The 20,913-nt window shown below is 25.5% G+C and carries 21 protein-coding genes and 3 rRNA genes; 22 read left to right on the top strand and 2 right to left on the bottom strand.

Annotated features, from left to right (window positions below):
* Position 1 precedes the first annotated feature (1 nt).
* The 4 genes from KQ877_RS02470 (at position 2) to KQ877_RS02485 (ending at position 4,784) form a co-directional block, all read left to right on the top strand.
* Positions 2-1,375 (top strand): M17 family metallopeptidase, encoded by a 1,374-nt coding sequence (locus KQ877_RS02470; protein ID WP_216535959.1) that lies wholly within the window; start codon positions 2-4, stop codon positions 1,373-1,375.
* Positions 1,375-2,700 carry a M17 family metallopeptidase gene (locus KQ877_RS02475; protein WP_216535960.1) on the top strand — a complete coding sequence of 442 codons (1,326 nt, stop codon included), beginning with the start codon at positions 1,375-1,377 and terminating at the stop codon, positions 2,698-2,700. Before KQ877_RS02470 ends, KQ877_RS02475 begins: the two co-directional genes overlap by 1 nt.
* Positions 2,690-3,562 carry an ECF transporter S component gene (locus KQ877_RS02480; protein WP_246777999.1) on the top strand — a complete coding sequence of 291 codons (873 nt, stop codon included), beginning with the start codon at positions 2,690-2,692 and terminating at the stop codon, positions 3,560-3,562. The genes KQ877_RS02475 and KQ877_RS02480 overlap by 11 nt, the downstream gene beginning before the upstream one ends.
* Before the next feature lie 130 nt (positions 3,563-3,692).
* Complete coding sequence (locus KQ877_RS02485) at positions 3,693-4,784, top strand: hypothetical protein (RefSeq protein ID WP_216535961.1); 1,092 nt, start codon at positions 3,693-3,695, stop codon at positions 4,782-4,784.
* 151 nt (positions 4,785-4,935) lie between these two features.
* On the opposite strand, the gene plsY is transcribed toward KQ877_RS02485, so the two are convergent.
* Positions 4,936-5,598: a glycerol-3-phosphate 1-O-acyltransferase PlsY gene (gene plsY, locus KQ877_RS02490; RefSeq protein WP_216535962.1), complete on the bottom strand. Its 663-nt coding sequence runs from the start codon at positions 5,596-5,598 to the stop codon at positions 4,936-4,938.
* A gap of 100 nt (positions 5,599-5,698) precedes the next feature.
* Between plsY and lepA the strand changes: the two genes are divergently transcribed.
* From lepA to KQ877_RS02505, 3 genes are read left to right on the top strand one after another with little or no spacing between them, the layout of a single operon-like run.
* Positions 5,699-7,492, top strand: coding sequence for a translation elongation factor 4 (gene lepA / locus KQ877_RS02495; RefSeq protein ID WP_216488275.1), 1,794 nt, complete (start codon positions 5,699-5,701; stop codon positions 7,490-7,492).
* 8 nt (positions 7,493-7,500) lie between these two features.
* Positions 7,501-8,415, top strand: coding sequence for an MSC_0882 family membrane protein (locus tag KQ877_RS02500; RefSeq protein WP_216488273.1), 915 nt, complete (start codon positions 7,501-7,503; stop codon positions 8,413-8,415).
* 1 nt (position 8,416) lies between these two features.
* Positions 8,417-8,644, top strand: coding sequence for a YneF family protein (locus tag KQ877_RS02505; RefSeq protein ID WP_216488271.1), 228 nt, complete (start codon positions 8,417-8,419; stop codon positions 8,642-8,644).
* A gap of 61 nt (positions 8,645-8,705) precedes the next feature.
* Here KQ877_RS02505 and KQ877_RS04240 read toward each other — a convergent pair whose 3' ends face one another.
* A complete protein-coding gene (locus tag KQ877_RS04240) occupies positions 8,706-9,239 on the bottom strand; it encodes an NUDIX domain-containing protein (RefSeq protein WP_216488269.1) in 534 nt (177 codons plus the stop codon).
* Between the two features lie 163 nt (positions 9,240-9,402).
* On the opposite strand from KQ877_RS04240, the gene rrf (KQ877_RS02515) reads away from it, so the two are divergent.
* From rrf (KQ877_RS02515) to KQ877_RS02585, 15 genes are all read left to right on the top strand, one after another.
* Positions 9,403-9,506: ribosomal RNA gene (gene rrf / locus KQ877_RS02515) — 5S ribosomal RNA — on the top strand.
* Positions 9,507-9,700: 194 nt separating this feature from the next.
* Positions 9,701-10,513 carry a hypothetical protein gene (locus KQ877_RS02520; RefSeq protein ID WP_216535963.1) on the top strand — a complete coding sequence of 271 codons (813 nt, stop codon included), beginning with the start codon at positions 9,701-9,703 and terminating at the stop codon, positions 10,511-10,513.
* A 103-nt stretch (positions 10,514-10,616) separates the two neighbouring features.
* Positions 10,617-10,720, top strand: a 5S ribosomal RNA gene (gene rrf, locus KQ877_RS02525).
* A 50-nt stretch (positions 10,721-10,770) separates the two neighbouring features.
* Positions 10,771-10,874 (top strand): 5S ribosomal RNA (gene rrf, locus KQ877_RS02530).
* Positions 10,875-10,952: 78 nt separating this feature from the next.
* Positions 10,953-11,780 carry a DNA-binding protein WhiA gene (gene whiA, locus KQ877_RS02535; protein ID WP_216535964.1) on the top strand — a complete coding sequence of 276 codons (828 nt, stop codon included), beginning with the start codon at positions 10,953-10,955 and terminating at the stop codon, positions 11,778-11,780.
* An 8-nt stretch (positions 11,781-11,788) separates the two neighbouring features.
* Complete coding sequence (locus KQ877_RS02540) at positions 11,789-12,574, top strand: MAG0110 family membrane protein (protein ID WP_216488262.1); 786 nt, start codon at positions 11,789-11,791, stop codon at positions 12,572-12,574.
* Between the two features lie 74 nt (positions 12,575-12,648).
* A complete protein-coding gene (locus KQ877_RS02545) occupies positions 12,649-13,833 on the top strand; it encodes an acetate/propionate family kinase (RefSeq protein WP_216488260.1) in 1,185 nt (394 codons plus the stop codon).
* A gap of 159 nt (positions 13,834-13,992) precedes the next feature.
* Positions 13,993-14,454, top strand: a complete 462-nt coding sequence (rpsF, locus tag KQ877_RS02550; protein ID WP_216488258.1) for a 30S ribosomal protein S6 — start codon at positions 13,993-13,995, stop codon at positions 14,452-14,454.
* Positions 14,455-14,473: 19 nt separating this feature from the next.
* The gene (locus KQ877_RS02555; RefSeq protein ID WP_216488256.1) at positions 14,474-14,986 is read left to right on the top strand and encodes a single-stranded DNA-binding protein; all 513 of its coding nucleotides are present in this window, start codon (positions 14,474-14,476) and stop codon (positions 14,984-14,986) included.
* Positions 14,987-14,999: 13 nt separating this feature from the next.
* Positions 15,000-15,248, top strand: coding sequence for a 30S ribosomal protein S18 (gene rpsR / locus KQ877_RS02560; protein WP_216488254.1), 249 nt, complete (start codon positions 15,000-15,002; stop codon positions 15,246-15,248).
* A 40-nt stretch (positions 15,249-15,288) separates the two neighbouring features.
* Positions 15,289-15,840: a ribosome biogenesis GTP-binding protein YihA/YsxC gene (gene yihA / locus KQ877_RS02565; RefSeq protein ID WP_216535965.1), complete on the top strand. Its 552-nt coding sequence runs from the start codon at positions 15,289-15,291 to the stop codon at positions 15,838-15,840.
* 59 nt (positions 15,841-15,899) lie between these two features.
* Positions 15,900-17,885 (top strand): DHH family phosphoesterase, encoded by a 1,986-nt coding sequence (locus KQ877_RS04245; protein WP_216535966.1) that lies wholly within the window; start codon positions 15,900-15,902, stop codon positions 17,883-17,885.
* The gene (gene rplI, locus KQ877_RS02575; RefSeq protein WP_216488249.1) at positions 17,866-18,321 is read left to right on the top strand and encodes a 50S ribosomal protein L9; all 456 of its coding nucleotides are present in this window, start codon (positions 17,866-17,868) and stop codon (positions 18,319-18,321) included. The genes KQ877_RS04245 and rplI overlap by 20 nt, the downstream gene beginning before the upstream one ends.
* A gap of 18 nt (positions 18,322-18,339) precedes the next feature.
* Positions 18,340-19,740 carry a replicative DNA helicase gene (gene dnaB, locus KQ877_RS02580; protein ID WP_216488247.1) on the top strand — a complete coding sequence of 467 codons (1,401 nt, stop codon included), beginning with the start codon at positions 18,340-18,342 and terminating at the stop codon, positions 19,738-19,740.
* 29 nt (positions 19,741-19,769) lie between these two features.
* Positions 19,770-20,870 carry a YitT family protein gene (locus KQ877_RS02585; RefSeq protein WP_216535967.1) on the top strand — a complete coding sequence of 367 codons (1,101 nt, stop codon included), beginning with the start codon at positions 19,770-19,772 and terminating at the stop codon, positions 20,868-20,870.
* Positions 20,871-20,913: the final 43 nt, after the last annotated feature.

A 20,913-nucleotide genomic window follows, 5' to 3' on the forward strand; every position in this document is an offset into this window, starting at 1 on the left:
TATGAATAAACAATACATTCAAAAAAGAAATGAATTTGTGCTTTTAAAAGCTGTTTTTAAAGACACTGATGCACCTGAATTTGTTTCTAAAAATAAATTAGCACTTACATTAGATAACAAAAACAATATTTTATATTTTTATGTAAACAAAATAAATAATTACACAGAACTTACAACAAAAGTTGATTTTATTATTGAAAATCAAGATCAAGATCTTTTAGTAGATGTAAAAAGTTTTGTTAATGAATATGTTAGTTATGAAGATGTTTTACGTTCATTTTATTTAAGAAATAGTTTTTTTAATGATGAAATTTATAATCAGAAAACTGAAAAAGAAAATTCTAAATATCAATTAGATTTTTTAATTGAAACAGATCAATATAAAGATTATGAAAATAAGTTAAATTTGCTTGTTGAAAATGTAAGACAAACAAGAGATTTACAAATTACTCCACCTAATGTTTGTACAAGTGAATGATTAGCTGATTTTATTGAAAATGATTTTAAAAACCTTGAAAATATCAGCGTAAAAGTACTAAAAAGACAAGAAATTGAAGATTTAGGTATGGGTCTTATGTTATCTGTTAATGCAGGTAGTTTATATGAACCTAGAGTTGTAGTTTTAGAATATAGACCACTAAAAGATTCAGACGAAAAAATTGCTATTGTTGGTAAAGGTATTACTTATGACTCGGGTGGTTATAACATAAAAACTAATGGTTATATGAATTACATGAAAATGGATATGTCTGGTTCTGTAATTGCTGCATATGCATTAAAAAATATTGCTCAAAACAAAATAAAAACAAACGTTAGTGTTGTAATGATGATTACTGATAATAAATTAAATAATGACGCTTCAGTTGCTGATAATGTTTATGTATCTATGTCTAAAAAAACTGTAGAAATTGTTGATACAGATGCTGAAGGAAGATTGGTTTTAGCTGACGGTATAACATATGCAAAAGATGTTTTAAAAGCAAACACAATTATTGATGTTGCTACTTTAACAGGGACTATTTTGACTGCTTTAGGTGATAAATACTCAGGAATTTATACAAATAGTGATCAAGAGTGAAAAATATTCTCATCTGCTGCTAAATTAGCACAAGAAAAAGTGTGAAGAATGCCACTTCATGAAGAATTTAATAAACCTAATAAAGAATCTCTTGTTGCTGATCTTTTAAATTGTTCAACAAACGCAGCACTTAGTGATTGTAATATTGCAGCTTCATTTTTATATAACTTTGCAACAGAAGATATTAATTTTATTCACTGTGATGTAGCTGGAACTACTGAAGATGAAAAACACAGACCACTTGCTGCTTTAGTTGCAACGCTTACTGAATATGCTTATGCAAAGGAGAAAAAATAATGCAAAAATTTATATTAAGAGCAAAATTTACTGAAAATAGCGAAAGCAAATGAAAAATTCTTGAAAATGTATACACAAATGAAGCAGAAGTGATAGTTGGACCAAAAGAAAAATTAACATTTGATGATTTACAAAAATTTGCATTAAATTTACCTAAAAATGCAAATAGAGTTTATAAAATTGATTTAGATACTTTTGTTAGTGAAAATTTAGATATAAAAGAAGTTATAAAATGTTTTAGTTACGGGTTAACTTATGGTCAATTTAAAACATTTTCATTAAAAACACAAGAACAAGAAAATTTAATATTCGAACACGAAATATATTCAAAAAACCTTGAAGACTTTCAAGAAATTGCAAAAAAATCACAAATTATTGCTCAAGCAGTTAATAATGCCAGATACTATCAAGCATTAAGTCCAAATATTGCAAATAGTGAAACGCTTGCAAGACTTATCCCAGAACACTTTAAAGATATAGAAAATGTTAGAGCTACTATTTTAGATCAAAAAGATATGCATCAATTAGGTATGAATTTGATGTTAAGTGTTAATAAAGGTTCATTATTTTTACCAAGAGTTGTAGTAATTGAATATACTCCAAACCCTAATGATAAAAATAAAACTGTTTTAGTAGGTAAAGGTATTACTTATGATTCAGGTGGATATTCTTTAAAATCACCTAGATCATTAGTTGGCATGAAATATGACATGACTGGTTCAGTAGTTGCTGCTTTTAGTTTAGAGGCAATTGCAAGACTAAAAGCAAATCAAAATTTTGCAGCTGTTTTAATGCTAACTGACAACCGCGTAAATGGTGATGCATCATTACCTGATAATGTTTATAAATCAATGAATGGGAAAACAGTTGAAATCAACAACACAGATGCTGAGGGAAGATTAGTTTTAGCTGATGGTATTACATATGCAATTAGAAATTTAAAAGCAACTAGACTAATTGATATTGCTACATTAACTGGTGCAATTTTTAAAGCATTAGGCGATACATATGTTGGTGCATTTTCAACTTCTGATGAGTTTTTTGAAGAGTTTGAAGAAGCTTCAAAAAAAGCACATGAAAAAATATGAAGAATGCCGATGGATGAAGAATATGCTGAAAATATTAAATCATCACAAGTTGCAGATTTAAAAAATGCTGATTTAAGTGGACTTGGTGGTTCTATTTCTGCCGCTATGTTTTTAAATGAATTTAGAGAAGATATTGACTTAATACATTTAGATATTGCAGGTGTGGCTAAGAAAAATAATTTTTCAACCATTACTATGGTACAAACTATCACGGAGCTTGCTTTAAATGAAAAATAATAATCCAGATACGCCAGTGTCGCAAAAAATTCATAATTGATTTAAAAATAATTTTAAATTAACTGCATATGATGTCGCTATTTTCGGACTATTAATAGCGCTTTATATGATTTTTCATTCGATTCAAAAATTTGTTTTAACAGGACCTAGAAACATTTCGATAACATATGCTTTATTTGTTGTCTATGGAATTATTTTAGGGCCAGTAAAAAGTGCTATTTTAAGTATTTTGTGTGATACAACCTCACAACTAATTTATGGAATTCAGTTTTGAATGCCTGAATATGCAATTGTTCCTGTGTTAATTTCAATAACAAGTGCATTAATTTTTAAATTAAGAAAACTAGATTCAAAATGATTGTGAATTGTTGGAATTATTATGTTAATTATGATAACAATTACTTTTATTAGTGTAATTTCTATCTATGGTAATTCTATTAAACAAAGAGAAACATCATTAAAAGGTAAAAATATTCCATTTAATATAGTTTTAGGAATTTCAATCACTTCATTAACTTCAATTTGAATTGTTGTAATTGTAATTTGTTTACTTCATAGTCTACACTCATCACAAAAAATTAAAAAAATTACTCAAAATTTATTTGTTATTTTGTTAAATATAACTATAACTATTGTTTTATATCGTTGATTCTGAGGGCCATTTGCTTACATAAATTATCACAACAGATTTAGAAGTGGTACATGAAAATATGAAGACTATTACCTTATTTTTATGATTCCAATTATTTTTAAATCATTAATTGAAATACCTATTTATACATTCTTTATTTTCAATTTACAACCAGCTATAAAATTTTTAGAAAAAAAATATAAACATGAAAACATTCAAAGGCAGTTTTAATCAGCACTAGCTGATTTTTTATGTCTAAAATCAGTATAAATTCAACATTATTTGAACTTTTTGAGTCGTTTTTTTTTTTTTTTTGTTTCATAGTAAAATAAGCAATATAAAAATTTATTTCGGAGAAAAAATGAGAATAAAATATAAAAAAATATTATTATTAACTATGCTTGCTACTAGTGCAATTGCAGCTATTTCTTTAGTTAGTTGTCAAAAAAATTACACAAATATAAACAACAAAAATACCGATGTTGAAAAACCAATTCAATATAAAATAAAGGAAATAACACTTTCAAATTCAAATAACGAAAACAAAGAATCATCTTTTACTGAATTTATTAATGAAATTAATTCAGTTAATTCTTTACCAAAAGAATACAATGAAATTTTTATAAAAATGCCATTGTTTAACGCGCAAAAAAAATTCACACGTGAAGATTTTGTAACCAATGTTCTTCCATTAATAAATAAAACAAATATAGATTTTAATTTAAATGAAGAAAGATTAGAATTTACCATTGATTCTGATATGACTTTAAAAGAAATGGAAGATTTTTTAGAAGAAGAATTTAACAATTATTATGTTAGCGACAAATTTTTTACACAAGATTTAAAACAAGCAATAGAAAAAGCAGATTATACCAAACTTAAAACAGGTAAAATAACAGAACAAAAAGCACAAGAAAACAATAAATTAACTGAATATCAAAACGTTGTAACTTTAATAAAACAATGACTTTTTGATCAATCAATGATAACAATATCAGATGATATAAAAATTGTTGAAATTAATTACAATCAAAAACCAGCATGATCTTTAAATTTAAAATTTGCTTTAAATAACCAAACATCTAAAACAATAAAATTAGACTTCAAAAAAATACCTAAAAATTCAAATTGAGATGAAAAAACAATTAAAGAACAAAATTTAAATCGTGGTTTGGCAAACAAATTAAAAAACAAATGAAATGAAGCAGTCGCTAATTCAGAATTTGCAAATAAATTTGAAAATATTCTTCAAACTTTAAAACTAGCTATCTTAGTAGATGATCAACATAAAATTGCTTCTAGAGCATCAGTTATAACTTGAAATATATTAAGTGCTAATATTAGTAAAAAAGTTAAAGCGCCTAGATTTATTTTAAAAAGTTTAGGAACAAAATTTGTTATTCCTAAACTTACAAAATTAATTACTTCACTAGAAGAAAAATTAAAAAAATAATTTTCAAAATTTAAATATTAAAAAACAAGTTAGAATTCACAAACAAAAGTTTTAAATTTTAACTTGTTTTTTGTTATTTTTTTAACATAAAAAAATCAAACATTATAGTGTTTGATTTTTAAATTTGAGTATTTTTTCAGTATTAATACAATTATTTTTTAAATATTTTATTTTCTGTTTTATTTATTAATCTTAAAATATTTTTTTTGTGTGAAATAACTACAAAAATATAACAAATAAATAAAATAACTGCAGGTAGTCAAAATAAATTTTGTACATTTGTAAAACCAAATAAGCCAGTTGATATTCAAGGAATTAAGGAAATTAAATTTATTAATAAAGGGACAGTTATTGAAGCTAATGAAACATATTTTGTAATTAATATAATGATTAAAAATAAACAAATTGCAATTAAAAATAATACAAAATTAACAGCTAAGGTAATACCTAAAAAGCAACTAACTCCCTTACCACCTTTAAATTTAAAATAAATTGGAAATAAGTGTCCCAAAACAACTCCTATACCGCAACTAATTGCAATAATATTTTCAACAAATGGTTGAGTGTTTAATTGTTTTTGAATAAAAAATGCAAGCATTATCGTTAAATAAGCTTTTAACATGTCAAATAAAAACACAAAAAGCGCAACATTTTTTCCATATGTTCTTAGTATATTTGTTGCTCCTGCATTTTTTGAACCTAGTTCTCTTATATCCTGTTTTGATATTTTTTTACTTATTATTATGCTTATATTTATTGAACCAATGAAATAACTAAGTACTATTAAAATAAAATTTATTCAAATGTAATTCATAAATTAAATTATATAAAACAATTATATATTTATAAAAAATAATATGTTATGCTAACCTGATACACAAGAAATATTAAAAATTTATTATAATATATAAACTATGACAGATAAAAAAATAAGAAACTTTGCAATAATTGCTCATATAGACCACGGTAAATCAACCTTAGCAGACCGCATTTTAGAAATTACAAATACTGTTGAAAAAAGAGATTTAGAAGCTCAACATTTAGATCAAATGGAATTAGAACGCGAAAGAGGAATAACAATTAAATTAAATGCTGTTGAAATTAAGTATAAAGATTATGTTTTTCACTTAATTGATACTCCTGGACACGTTGATTTTACTTATGAAGTTTCAAGATCGCTTACAGCTTGTGAAGGTGCTTTATTGTTAGTTGATGCAACACAAGGAATTGAAGCACAAACCCTTGCTAATGTGTATTTAGCTATGGAACATGATTTAGAAATTATTCCAATTATTAATAAAATAGATTTACCTTCAGCAAATCCCGAGGCAGTAAAAAAAGAAATTGAAGATGTAATCGGTATTGATGCTTCAGATGCTATTTTAGTTAGCGCTAAGACTGGTCAAGGGATTGAAGAAGTTTTAGATGCAATTATCAATAAAATTCCCTATCCAAAAGAAGCAGATACTACCAAACCATTAACTGGGCTTGTGTTTGATAGTTATTTTGATGCTTATCGTGGTGTAGTTTTACTTGTTAGATTATTTAATGGAAAAATATCAGTAGGTGATGAGTTTGTTTTAATGCATAATAAAATGAAATTTTCTGTTACCGAATTAGGAATAAGAACTCCAAAAGAAATTAAAAAAGATTTTTTACAAGCAGGTCAAGTTGGATGAATTGCTGCAAGTATTCGTGATGCAAAATACATTCAAGTTGGAGATACAATTACATTAACTTCAAATCCAGCACCAGAACCACTTCCTGGGTATAAAAAACTAAAAAGTGTTGTTTATACTGGGTTTTATCCAGTGGATACTCGTGATTTTAATGATTTAAAAGATGCTTTAGAAAAAATCTCTTTAAGTGATAGTTCAATTTCATACCAACCAGAAACATCTAAAGCTTTAGGGTTTGGATTTAGAATTGGATTTTTAGGTATGTTACATATGGAAATTCTTCAAGAAAGATTAGAAAGAGAATTTAATTTAGATATTATTGCGACTGCACCTAGTGTTGAATTTTATGTAACAAAAACAGATGGTGAAACAATAAATATTACCAACCCTTCTTCTTTACCTGAAAGAAGTTATATTCAAATGATTGAAGAACCCTATATAAGAGCAAGCATTTTTCTTCCACAAGAGTATTTAGGATCAATTATGGATCTTTGTCAAAATAAACGGGGAAAATATATTGACATTGAGTATATTGATCAAAACAGAAGAAGATTAATATACGAATTGCCATTAAACGAAATAATTTTTGACTTCTTTGATCTTTTAAAAAGTTATTCAAAAGGTTATGCAAGTTTTGAATATGACTTTATTGGTTTAAGAGAATCTGAGTTAGTTAAGGTTGATATTTTATTAAATGGAGAAAAAATTGATGCCTTAGCAATGATTGTTCATAAAGATTCAGCTTATCAAAGAAGCCGTGAATTATGTGAGCGTTTAAAAACTGTTATTCCTCGTCAAAACTTTGAAGTTCCTATTCAAGCCGCAATTGGTGGTAAAATTATAGCGAGAGAAACTGTTAAAGCTTATCGTAAAGATGTTACTGCAAAATTATACGGTGGGGATGTTACTCGTAGACAAAAATTACTAAAAAAACAAAAAGCTGGTAAGAAAAGAATGAAAAGCATTGGAACAGTAGAAGTTCCACAAGAAGCATTTTTAGCAATTTTAAAAACAGATACTTCAAAATAAGGAAAAATATGCAACTAAAACCCTGAAATCAAGAACATAAAAATCCAAATGATGATTCACAACATACTGCTACTATGTCAATAAATAATACAATTGAAAGTAAATCTTTTGCATCAACAAAAACAAAGGATCCAGAAGGTATTATTCCTAATAGTATTATGAGAATTTATAATTGAGAAAATTTATCAAAAATTTTTAATATATTAATTTCATCTGTTTTATTAGTAACTTCTTCAATACTTATAATATTATTAGCTCTAAAACCAACATTATTTAAACTTGAAAAAACGCCATGAATTTGATATGTTTTAATTGGTGTTTTTATGTTGTTTGTGTTGTGAAAATGAATAAATGATGTAATTGAATTTTCTAGTTTAAAAAGATCAATTAAAGATTATCGTGAAACAATTTTAAGACAAGAAAAAACAACACCTGCTTTTATTGGTATTTTGTACAGAAAATTAGTTTTAAGACAAACTTCGCATAATTGAATCACGATTGCAACTGTGTTTTATTTTGGAATATTTACATTAATTTTTTGAGCAATTAAAGACTCACAATGAATTCAGTATGGTGATTTAGTTCATAAAGACACTAATAATCCCGCCTTTGTTTTGGATTTTAAAACATGAATAAATAATTCATTTCCAAATCCAATTAACTGAGTTTATTTATTTACAGGTATAATATTTTTAATAGTATTAATTCACATCATGTGAGCTATATTAAGAAAAGTAAGAATAACAAATATCAGGGATTCTTTTGGATTAGAAACAGAAATCATTCAAAAAATTCAAGAAGAAAAAGCGAAACAAAATCGCTTTTATGCAAAAATATTTTTAATATCAATCTTATTGGTATTAATATTGCCATTTATAATTTATATTTTTACAAAGAAAATATTTTTAAGGAAAAGAGGTTAATATGTCAACAGGTGCTATTGCAGCTTTAGCTATTGGATTATTTTTAGTGGGGTTATTAGTTGGAGCAATTTTTGCCGCTTGATTAACTCAACGTAAAATTAAAAAACAATTAGATGAAAATCCTCCAATTAATGAAAAAATGATTCGTGTTATGTTTGCACAAATGGGACGTAAAGCATCAGAAACACAAATTAAAAGCATAATGCGTTCAATGAAACAAGCTAAATAAAAATGAATTAAAAAATTAACATCGATAAAATGTTAATTTTTTATTACCTAATTTATTTATATTAATCTTCAATTAATTTGTAATATAAATAAGCTAAACTAGCAATAGTTAATTCATTTTTAACTATTTCTTTGAATTCTTTTTCACTATATCATTTGTTATAACTTACTTTTTCAAATACAGAACCATCAGTACTAGGTTCAACTTGTTTTAAATTAGTAACATCAAAAATAAAACCGCAAACAATTTCATTTGATTGTGTAGTTGCTAACATTCTAAATGATTTAACTAGATTTTTTTCAGTAACTTTAATTCCCGCTTCTTCAAATGTTTCTCTTATTGCTGTTTGTAAATAAGTTTCATTTTGTTCTAAACCACCAGTAATAGGACTCGGAAAACAATCATCTCATTTTTGTTTTTCCTTTATTTCGGGTAATGGTTGAAAATGAACTAAAAATTCTCTTTGATTATTTGTTATACGATAACAAAGCACAGCAACTGAATCAATATTTTTTCTTTCAGAATAAATAAAACCTTTATCAGTTTGATAAAGACTTAATCAAGGTGTAAAATACAATAATTTATCTTTTTTCATATTTTCCTTAAACTTAAATTAAGTTATAAATATCTAATTTATACATATATATTACAACAATTAAAAACAACTGTTTAAAAATAAAATATATACATATAAAAATTGTAAGAAAAAATTTTTATTTTTTTTAATAACTTTTTTAAAAATAGTATAAAATATTAATCACAGCAATCAAAGAGAAGGGGTTCACCTGATTCCATTCCGAACTCAGCAGTTAAGACCTTCATCGCCGACGATACCGTATGGGAAAATAGGACATTGCTATTTTTTTTATTCTTTTTTTAATACAAAAGCAATTTTAAATATTGTATTTTTTAGATTTAGTGCAAAAAATACAGTGATAAAATGTATATATTATGAAAAACGAAAATATTTTTATATTAGTAATTAGTATTCTTTCTCTTATCGTTTCTATTTTTTCATTGTTATTTTTTTATCTATACCCTTACATTAAACAACATATGATAAATAAAACCTTTACAAGAATTGAAAAATTTTATTCATTATATTCATATTTAAATCCTTGGCTTTCACCAACAGGTAAAAAAACACAAGAATTGACTTATCAATTAATATATCAATCTTTGCTTTGAAGTGGGTTTCCTAAATTTAGTTATTTATTTGAAAACATAGGACAAAATATATTTGAATTTAATCCTTTTGTTTTAAGGTATACAAGTTGGGAAAAACAACTAACAATTACAGAAATTATTTACTTTTATAACTTTTGAAAAAAAGCTTTGTTAAAGCTTAATTATATTAAAAATATTATAAACAAATATGATTATATAATGGCAGTAGAAGGAAAAAGAAAAAGAATTATATATAGAGATTCATTTGAACAAAAAATTGAAGAATCATCTATTTCTCTATGTCCTTCGTTTGATATTAAAAAATTAATTAGAATTCCCACCAATCTGTCTGTTGACACTTATGAAGAAACAAAATTTAACTTAGATTGTATTGATGAATTAGAATATAATGAAAAAAATAAATATAAAAAGGAATTAAAATCAAATAAGTTTAGTTTAAATTTAAGGTTCTTAGGTTCTGATGCAAATAACGAGTATTGTTATTCTATCATATTTGAAAATGAAAAAATTACTAGAATTGAAACATTTTTGGATAGTAATGTTCACTATTACTTTAAAGCTCCTAGTGAAGAAACCATAGAAAAAACATTAAAAGATTTGGAATGAATAAACAAAACTTTTAATATAAATTCTATTTCATTAATTAATGATCCTACAACAACTAAATATATTAAAAACTAAGCATTATTTATAATTAATTAGTAATATTTTGCTGTTAATAAAAAATGCATAAATAAAATTTATTTTTTTTGCAAAATTTAAAAAAATAGTGTAAAATATTAATTACAGCAATCAAAGAGAAGGGGTTCACCTGATTCCATTCCGAACTCAGCAGTTAAGACCTTCATCGCCGACGATACCGTATGGGAAAATAGGACATTGCTATTTTTTTTATCTTTTTTTTGCAAAATTTAAAAAAAATAGTATACAATATTAATTACAGCAATCAAAGAGAAGGGGTTCACCTGATTCCATTCCGAACTCAGCAGTTAAGACCTTCATCGCCGACGATACCGTATGGGAAAATAGGACATTGCTATTTTTTTTTATCTTTTTTTGCTAAAATGTAGATATAAAAAATAGTTAATAAGTCAATAAATAATAAACATTGTGAGAATATATGAAAATAACATTTACGCAAAAAGTTAAATTAGAAGTAATCGATCAAAAAATAAGTTGAGAATCAGCGATAAATTTTTTAAATGGGATTTTGTATACTCAAACTAATACCAAAATACATAAATTAATAATAAATAATGAAAATATTAGAAAATTCATTGAAAAAATCCTACAAACATTAAACATTGAATACAAGTTACCTAAAAAAAATTGACTTTTATTTGAGATGCCTGAGATATTTTTTACTTATAAATATAGAAAGGAAAAAGAATTTTTTGCAGGTATTTTTATTGTTAGTGGATCTGTTAGTGATGTAAAAAGCACTTCCTATCATCTTGAAATAAAAACAAAAGATTTTAAGTTTGCAAATGATATTCAAGACACAATGGATCATTATGGAATATCTTTTAAAATGGTTTTTAGAAAAGATCACTATTTGTTATATATTAAAAAAGTTGAACAAATTTGTGACTTTTTAAAAGCGATTGGCGCTGTAGAAAGTTATTTGATTTTTGAAGAAAAAAAGATTGACAGAGATTATACAAACACAATTAATAGATTGACTAATTTTGATTTTTATAATCAACAAAAAATTGCAAAAAGCTATCTAAATTTTTTAAATCAATACAATTTCATTTGTGCTAATGATTTGCAAAATCTATTTACCTATGAACAAATTATTTTTTATGAAACTAAAAAAGAAAATGATGGTGCAAGCTTAAGTGATTTAGTATTGCTTTTGGAACAAAAAAACATAAAAAAAACAAAGTCTACATTAGGTTATTATTTAAAAAAAATTGATAAGGTGTATAATAAATACAAAAAATAGGAGAAAATATGTATCAATACGACAATGAAACAGTAAATTACTCATTTAGTGAACTAAAAACTCAAAAAAAACACAAACTTTTGGGTTTGAGTTTACTGTGATTTAGTTTAGGAATCTTTATAACTATTTTATTTAGTGGAGTAATTGCTTCAATTCCTAGCGTGTATATCTCATGAATTTCATTTACATTAAGTGTAGGGATAGCACCTCAGACATTCATTTATGTGTCAATTATTGTGGAATTTATTGCATGCTTTATATTTCAGCTATTTTTTGCTTACAAAAAAAATAAAAAAATCAGTATAGTAATGTCCATTATTGCTTATTTTGCTTATGTCTTAATAAGTACAGCTTCTTTAACATTTTTTACATTAGCATTAAATGCTTATTCACAACTAAATATGGCTCATGCAATATTAATGTTTATTATACCAATAGCAATGTTTGCAATTGTTGGTGTTTTAGGATACTTTGATAAAGTAGATTTTAGTAAATTTACTTGAATAGTAACTGTTGGAATTATTGCCACAGTTGTTATGTGAATAATTTCATTTTTTACAGTATTTAGATCAAATAAAATTTGAAGTTTATATTTTGCATTAATGATCATAGTATCTTTAGTAATAATTGGATTTAATTTTCAAATTATTAAAAAATATGACGTTGAATTAGAAAATAGTGATAAAAACAATTTAGTTATTGTGGGACTAAGTATTACTTTTGGATTCAATTTATATATTTTATTTATTGGATTAATTTGAAAAGTTTTAATGTTAATGCTAAGAAATAAGTAACAACAAAAGCATTAAATATACAAAAAGATTAAATTATTATATTGAAACGAACATAAAATTAAACAGGAGAAAAAATGATAAATAAAATATTAGTTATAAATGCGGGTTCATCATCAATTAAATGATCATTATTTAATGAAGAAAACCTTGATCTACTAGCATCAGGTCTAGCTGAAAGAATCAATGTTGACGGAAATTTAGTTTGTAAATTTGCTGGTCAAGTTTTTGAAAAAAAAGTTGGTTTAAGAGATCACGAAGAAGCCGTTAGAGAAATTTTACAACAATGAAGTGAAAACAGTGTTGTTGAATCAATTGATGATATTAAAGTTGTAGGGTTTAGAGTTGTAAATGCTGGACCTGATTTAATGAAATCAGCAATCATAACTGACGAAGTGTTATTTGAAATCCACAGAAATACAAAATTAGCACCTCTGCACAATCCAGGAGCTATACAATCTATTAAAGCATTTCAAAAATTATTACCAAATGCAGAACTAACAATGACGGTTGACACAGGATTCCACGCTACAATTCCTAAAATCAATTATTCATACGCAATTGACAAAGATTTAGCTGAAGAATACTCAATTAGAAAATACGGTTTCCACGGTGTAAGTCACAAATTTGTAACATTAAAATTACAAGAAATTCTAAACAAAGAAAAAGTTAATTTTGTTAACCTACACTTAGGAAATGGTTCATCATTATGTGCTATTCAAGATTCACAATCTATTGATACCACCATGGGATTTACTCCACTTTCAGGAGTTATGATGGGAACAAGAAGTGGTGATGTTGATCCTTCAATAGTTTTATATTTATCTAAAGAATTAAACATTGATGCTCAAGAAGCAACTGATATTTTAAACAAAAAATCAGGATTATTAGGAGTTAGTGGAATTTCAAGCGATATGCGTGACTTAGAAAAAGTTCAATTAACAAACGAAAATGCACGTTTTGCACTTGATTTATTTGCACAAAAATCAGCTGACTACTTAGCTTTATATTTAAATAAAATTGCTAAAAAACCAGATGCTATTGTATTTACAGCTGGTATTGGAGAAAACGATCCATTAACTAGACAAAACATTATTAATAGAATTCACTCATATAATGTAAAATTATCAGAAAAAAATACTGAAAAATTTGATAAATGATCTTTAATTAGTTCAGATGATAGTGAAATTCCGGTATTTGTAATTAGAACAAATGAAGAATTAATGATTGCTACAGATGCAAAAGAATTAACAACAAAATAATTAAAAATGCCAATCGGCATTTTTTTTTATTAACATAACTTAAATTTCAAAAATTATATTATAATAATATAAGTTATTTTCAAGTAACTATATTTTTAAATATCAAATAGGGAAGGCACTCCTTGGCCAAAAAGGCCCAAAAGTCCAAAAGGAGAACAAATGAACAAATATGAAATTATGTTATTAGTTCACTCAACAGCTTCACAAGAAGAAGTTGAAAAATTTGTTAATGAAATTTTTAAATCTAAAAAAGAATTAACAAAATTAGAAAGAACACAATTAGCATATCCAATTAAAAAAGTAAACACAGCTCAATATTTTGTTTTAAATGTTGAAGCTTCTGCTGAAGAAATTAAAGAATTCAACCGTAGAGAAGTTTTAAATAAATCAATTTTAAGAACATTAGTAATTAATTTAGATACAGAAAAACCTCTACAAAGAAAACCAAAAACTTCAAAAGCAAGAAGACCAAAATTCGTACCACGTTCAAATGACAAAAAACCATTTGTTAGAAAATTTGATCAAACAAACTCAAACGATGATAAAGCACAAAAACCTGTAAGAAAATTTGAAAGATCTACAAAAAAAGATTTTGCTAAATCACCTAAAACAGAAGAATAATAAAATCTAAGGAGATAGAATGAATAAAATTATTATTACCGGTAGAATATCACAGACACCATTTACTGGTGTAACTGGTTCTAACACACCTTATACACGTTTTACTGTCGCTGTTTCAAGAAGACAATTCTCATCTAATTCAGAACCTATAACAGATTTTCTTCCATGCGTTGCATGAGCGCAAAATGCTGAATTTATCAATAAGTTTTTAGATAAGGGTTCATTAGTTTTAATAGAAGGTTCTTTACAAACATCAAAAATGACTAGAAATGGTGAAATTAATACTTTTTACACTATAAATGTTGATAATGTTGAAGCTCTTGAAACTAAAAAAATGGCTCAAATGAGACGCCAAGAACAAAATGGTGATACATTGGATATTAATCAACTTGAACAAAAACAAGCGTCACAAAACAATTATTCATTCAGTAATAATCAATCTTCTTACGATACAAATGCAAATATAAATCCCGTTGTAAATAAAGAATGAGAAGCATTTGCAGATGAATTAGATAAAGAAATTAACAATTAATTAGGAGAAAAATATGGCAAGAAAAATAAATAAAAAACTTTTTGTACGTCGTCGTCCATGTCAATTTTGTATAAATAACCAAGAATATATTGATTACAAAGACCAAGAATTATTACAAAACTACATTAACCAACATGGAAAAATCCTTTCATCACGTATTACAGGATGCTGTTCACGTCACCAAAGAACATTAGCTACAGCAGTTAAAAGATCAAGAATAGTAGCAATACTTCCTTTTATAGGTAGTGGTAGAGTTAAATAATTAAAAATTGAGTCCTTGTAGGGCTCTTTTTTAAATTAATATGTGAAAATTTATTAAATCAGCTAATAAAAAAGATTCTTGATTAAATTCCACAAATAAAGAAATTTTATTTTGAGGAAGAAGTAACGTTGGAAAAAGTTCACTGTTAAATTCGTTGGCACAAAGTAAAATAGCAAAAGTTTCATCAACTCCAGGAAGAACAAAATTAATTAATTATTTTTCAACTAATACAGACAAAATAATTGTAGATTTACCTGGTTATGGTTATGCAAAAATGTCCCAGACTGAACAAAAAAGTATTTCAAACATGATTGGAAATTATTTACAAGATAGAGAATATATATATTCTATTAACATTTTAATAGACTCAAGAATTTCACTAACTTCTATCGATATGGAAATGATTGAAATGTGTTTAAATTTAAACCATCAAGTTAATTTAATTGTTACAAAAATAGATAAAAGCAACCAAAAAGAATTAAATAAAACAAAAAAAGATATACAAAATTATTTCCCTTTTTTAAATGTTTTTTATGTTAGTTCTAAAACAAGAAAAAATTTAGATCAATTAAAATCTTATTATGAAATTTAATTTATTGAATTTATATTGCTTGTTATTTGCTTTTATACCTTATAAGGTATAATTTAAGTATGAAAAATAAAATAAAATTCCGTTTTAAATATATTTATTTATGAATAACAACAATAATACTTCTTATTGTTTCTTTTATTTTAATTTTTGTAATTAGCAATATTTTCAAAAATTTCCCTTTATTAGGAATAGTAAGTTTAAGTGTTTTGGTTGGTTTTTCTTTTATTGCTATGATAATTCTTGGTTTTTTAACGTATCAAAATTATAAAAATAATGTTATTGTTAAAAGTACTTTAAATCAATATATTGAACAAGAAATAGCAAAAGAAGGTGTTGGAATTTTTGTATTTAATGAAAGATTAAAAATTATTTGAGTTTCTCACTTCATAAAAGAAAGATTCGGAAATAAAATCATAGGTAAAAATTTAGATACTGTCTTCAATGTTGAAACTTTATCTAAGAAAAATTTTAAAACAACCACAAAATACAATGATTTTTTCTATGAAATTAATTTTTTACCAGAAAAAAATATTTTAATGGTCCGAGATGTAACGTCATTACAAAATATAACAACATTATATGAATCAGAAAAAACTGTTTTTGGTGAAATTGATATTGACTCAATGGATTTATATCAATCAATATATTCTGAAGAAGAAATATTTAAAATTTATAATTCAGTTGTAAAAGTATTAGATGATTTATCAAAAACATATGATTTTGTTTATAGACGTTTTATAAACAATAGATTTTTTTTAATAACAACAAAACAAACATTGCAAAATTTTATTGCTAATAATTTCAGGTTTTTTACAACGATAAACTCAGAAGATATTAATGGTAAAACATTTAGAATTCCCCTTTCAGTAGGATTTGCATCTGGAATGGAAAAATTAGATGAATTAACAGAAACAACTAAAGATGCTCTTTCTCAATCTCAATCTAGAGGTGGTGATCAAGTTACTGTTATTTTAAAAAATCAAAAACCATTATACTTTGGTTCAAAATCAGAAATTGCTTTAAATAGTTCAAGAACAAAGATTTCTTTTATTGCAAAAGCACTTAAAGAAAAATTAAATTCTCAGGATATTAGCAAAGTAATAATTTATGGACATAAAGAAGCTGATTTAGATGCATTAGGTTCTGCTTATGCATTAGCAACCATAGTTAGAGCAAAAAATAAAAAAGCTTATATTCAAAACACAACTTTTGATGCAACATGTAAAAAACAAAAAGATAAATATTTAAAAAATGACAATAGTTTATTTATAAGTCCAAAGCAAGCAACAAAATTAAATGATGAATCAACGATGGTTATTATTGTTGATACAGCAGATATAAACAGAATTGAAAATCCTAATGCATTTAAAAATATAAACCCAGAAAATGTTTTTGTTTTAGACCATCACAGAATTTCTAAATTACCTGAGTTTGTACTAAAACAAAATTTATATATTGACACAACAGCATCTAGTGCATCAGAAATAGTCACTGAAATATTGGTATTTAGTCAAAATAATCAATATATAACTCTTCAGTCAGCACAAATGTTATTAGATGGTATTTATATGGATACAAATAGATTCCAAAAAACTTCTTCTTCAAAAACTTTTAATGCAGTAAGTTTATTAGAAGAATGAGGAGCAAGTAGTTCTACAAGTATAGAAACATTAAAAATGACTAAAGAAGTTCACCAAACTGTGTCAAAAATCTTAGAAAATCTTCAAGAAGTTAAACAAGATTATTTTATTGCTGCATACGATAAAGAAGTAGATAGTGACATAATTGCAATAGCCGCAGAAGAAATTTTAAGAATACAAGGAAGAAAAGCAGCATTTGTTATAGCAAAAATTCCTGGATCTAATAAATATAAAATGTCCGCAAGAGGAATAAATACAAATGTTCAAATAATTGCTGAAGCTATGAATGGTGGTGGACATTTTGGAGCAGCGGCGTCAGTTTCAGATACCGAATCATTAGAGGTATTTGTTGATAATCTTATTCAAGCGATTGTGAGTATAAAAGATGAAAGTAATATTAATTAAAGATTTTAAGAAAAATAAAAAAAATGAAATTATAGAAGTAAATGATGGGTTTGCAAAAAACTATTTAATTAGAAATGGTATAGCACAACCTGTTAATTCTTCAACCTTAGCTAATAGAAAAAAAATTCTTGACTCATTAGCAGAAAACGAAGCACAAAGAATTGCAGAAGCAGAAGCTTTAAAAGCAGAAATAGAAAAAATTGAATTAAATTTCGAACTTAAAGTTCACACAGAAAAAAATGGAATTAATATTGTTCATGGTTCAATAACATCTAAAGCAATTACAAAAGAACTATTAACAAAACACAACATTAAATTACCTAATCATTCAATCGATAAGGTATCAATTACTACATTAGGAATTCACGGTATACCTGTGATTTTACATCCTAGTGTAACAGCATTTTTAAAAGTAAGAATACACGAATCTAAATAAAATATGGAGAAATAGGCAATGGAGAAATTTTTAAGTCAGGATGATAAGCAAAATATTTTAGATAATGAAATCCCACTTATGGGACTTTTAATTACTAACTCTAAAATTTATAAAGAAGTTGCCGATTCTTTAACAGAAAATTTATTTTACTATAAAGCAAATAAAATACTTTATCAGTCAATTGTGAATTTATCTGAAGAATATCCAGATTATGATTTTAAAAATCTTTATAACTATTTAATAACAAATAACATATTGGACCAAAATTTAGGAATTGATAACTACAAGAAAAATGACTATTTAGATTTTTTAGTAGAAAACATTGGATATAAAGATAAAGCACAAGATTATATAAATGTTTTAATACCTTATTCCAAAAAAATACAACTTAACTTATTAATTGAACAATCAATTGATCGACTTATGAAAAAAGAAAATATTGATAACATTATCAATAATCTACAAATCGATTTAATTAACATGGATATTTCATCATCTAAATCTCATTACGAAACAATTGATAATGTTCTTAAAGAGAATAAATCACTTTTATTAAAAAGAAGTAAAAATGAATTGAGTACCGGTTTAAAATTTGGGTTTAAAAAATTAGATGATTTAACCTTAGGATTTAATCCTGGAGATTTAGTTATTTTAGCAGCTAGACCTTCTATGGGAAAAACAGCTTTTGCATTAAATATTGCTGCAAATGTTGCAAAACAGAAAAAAAGTGTTTTATTTTTTAGTTTAGAAATGACAAATGTTCAATTAGTTGAAAGAGTTATAGGATTTGAAAGTTATACACCATTAAGCAATCTAAAAAAAGGAAATATAAATGAAGAACAATGATATGCTTTAGAGGAAACTTTTGAAAAAATGAAGCAATGGCCACTATTTTTAAATGATCAAAGTTCTTTAAATATCAATGAATTAGTTTCAGTTTGTAGGAGATTTAAGCAAACAAAAACTATTGATTTATTAATTGTAGATTATCTTCAACTAATTAATGACACAAAAAATTCAGGTGATAATAGACAACTTGAAGTTTCAAAAATATCAAGAAGTTTAAAACAATTAGCAAAAGAATTAGGTTGTCCTGTTATTGCCTTAAGTCAATTATCTAGAAAAGTAGAAAGTCGTGAAGATAAACAACCTATACTTTCTGATTTACGTGAAAGCGGAACAATAGAACAAGATGCTGATAGTGTAATTTTTCTATATAGGCCAGAATATTATAAAAGAAAGCCAGTTGAAGGAAAAACAAATTCTGATGAAAATGACTCAAAAGATTTTGATGATTTATCCGTGGGAATTTCTAGCACAAGTGTCATTGTTGCAAAAAATAGAAATGGTGCTATTGGAACAGTAAAATTAGGTTTTATGGGTAATTTAAACAAGTTTATTGATGATGACAGAGAATAAAATAAACAATAAAAAAAGGAGATAAATTAATGAAAAATAAGATAAACCAGCAAGAATGAAATAAAGTTTATAATCCCCATAACATTAATTTTTTAAATATCTGGGCAAAATTACCTAAAAAATTACTTCTTATTTTTATTAGTGCTATTTTATTTAATATTGGAGTTGCCACTTTTTTATCAAAGGCAGCCGTTGTTGCAACAGGAACAAGTTCTCTTACTCAGATAATTACATTTACAATGGATTGAGATAAATATTTTGGATATTTTTATGTATTAATTAATTTACCAATTATTTTTGTATTTTGAAAAAAAAATCCTCGATTATTTATGGTTTTAACCTGTTATTGGCTATTTTTTCAGGTGGTTAGTCAATTAATACTAGGACAAATTCAATTTATTGATAAATTTTTAACAGAAACAATTACCTTATATAGTCCAAATGGTCATAAGTATTGAAATGCTTTTAATTTAGAACCTTCAAGTGAAGGATTTTATGATGGACAAACTTGACCTATTATTGTGTATTGTATAATAGGTGGAGTTTTAGATGGCATAGCAGCTGCTATAGCATGACGAGCTGGTGGCTGTGTAGCTGGTAGCAATGTTATTGTTTATTATGTTTCTAGGGTTAAAAAAATGTCAATTGGTAAAATTGCATTTATAGTTGCCATGTCATTTGCGGCTTTTAGTATTTTAGTTTTAGGTACTCTAGAAGTCTATGATTTAATACCTTCGAGGCCTTGAAAAGCCACTTGAGATGCTGAAAAAAATCCTCTAACACGTTTAATAGTAAGGATTATTTGTACAGTTATCTATATTGGGGTATATTCTTTTGTAATTGATTTAATGTATCCTAAATATAAAAAAGTAAAAATTGAAATATATTCAAATAAAATCGAAAAAATTACTGAACACTTAAAACTAATTAAATATAACCATTCACATAATATATATTATGGGGTTAGTGGTTATAGTCACAAAGATTTTGGAAGAATAGAAACTATAACATTATTTTTAGAAAAAGACTGAGTAATTGGTCAGATAAAACACGTTGATGCAAACGCATGGATTAGTATATTACCAATTCACGAAGTGGTTGGTGAATTTGATACTTCATATATTGATTAAAAAAACTATTTTTTGATATAATAAATAAACAAAATTTAAGGCA

It is taken from the genome of Mycoplasma zalophi (assembly GCF_018914005.1).
GTDB classification, from domain to species: Bacteria; Bacillota_I; Bacilli_A; order Mycoplasmatales; family Metamycoplasmataceae; genus Metamycoplasma; species Metamycoplasma zalophi_A.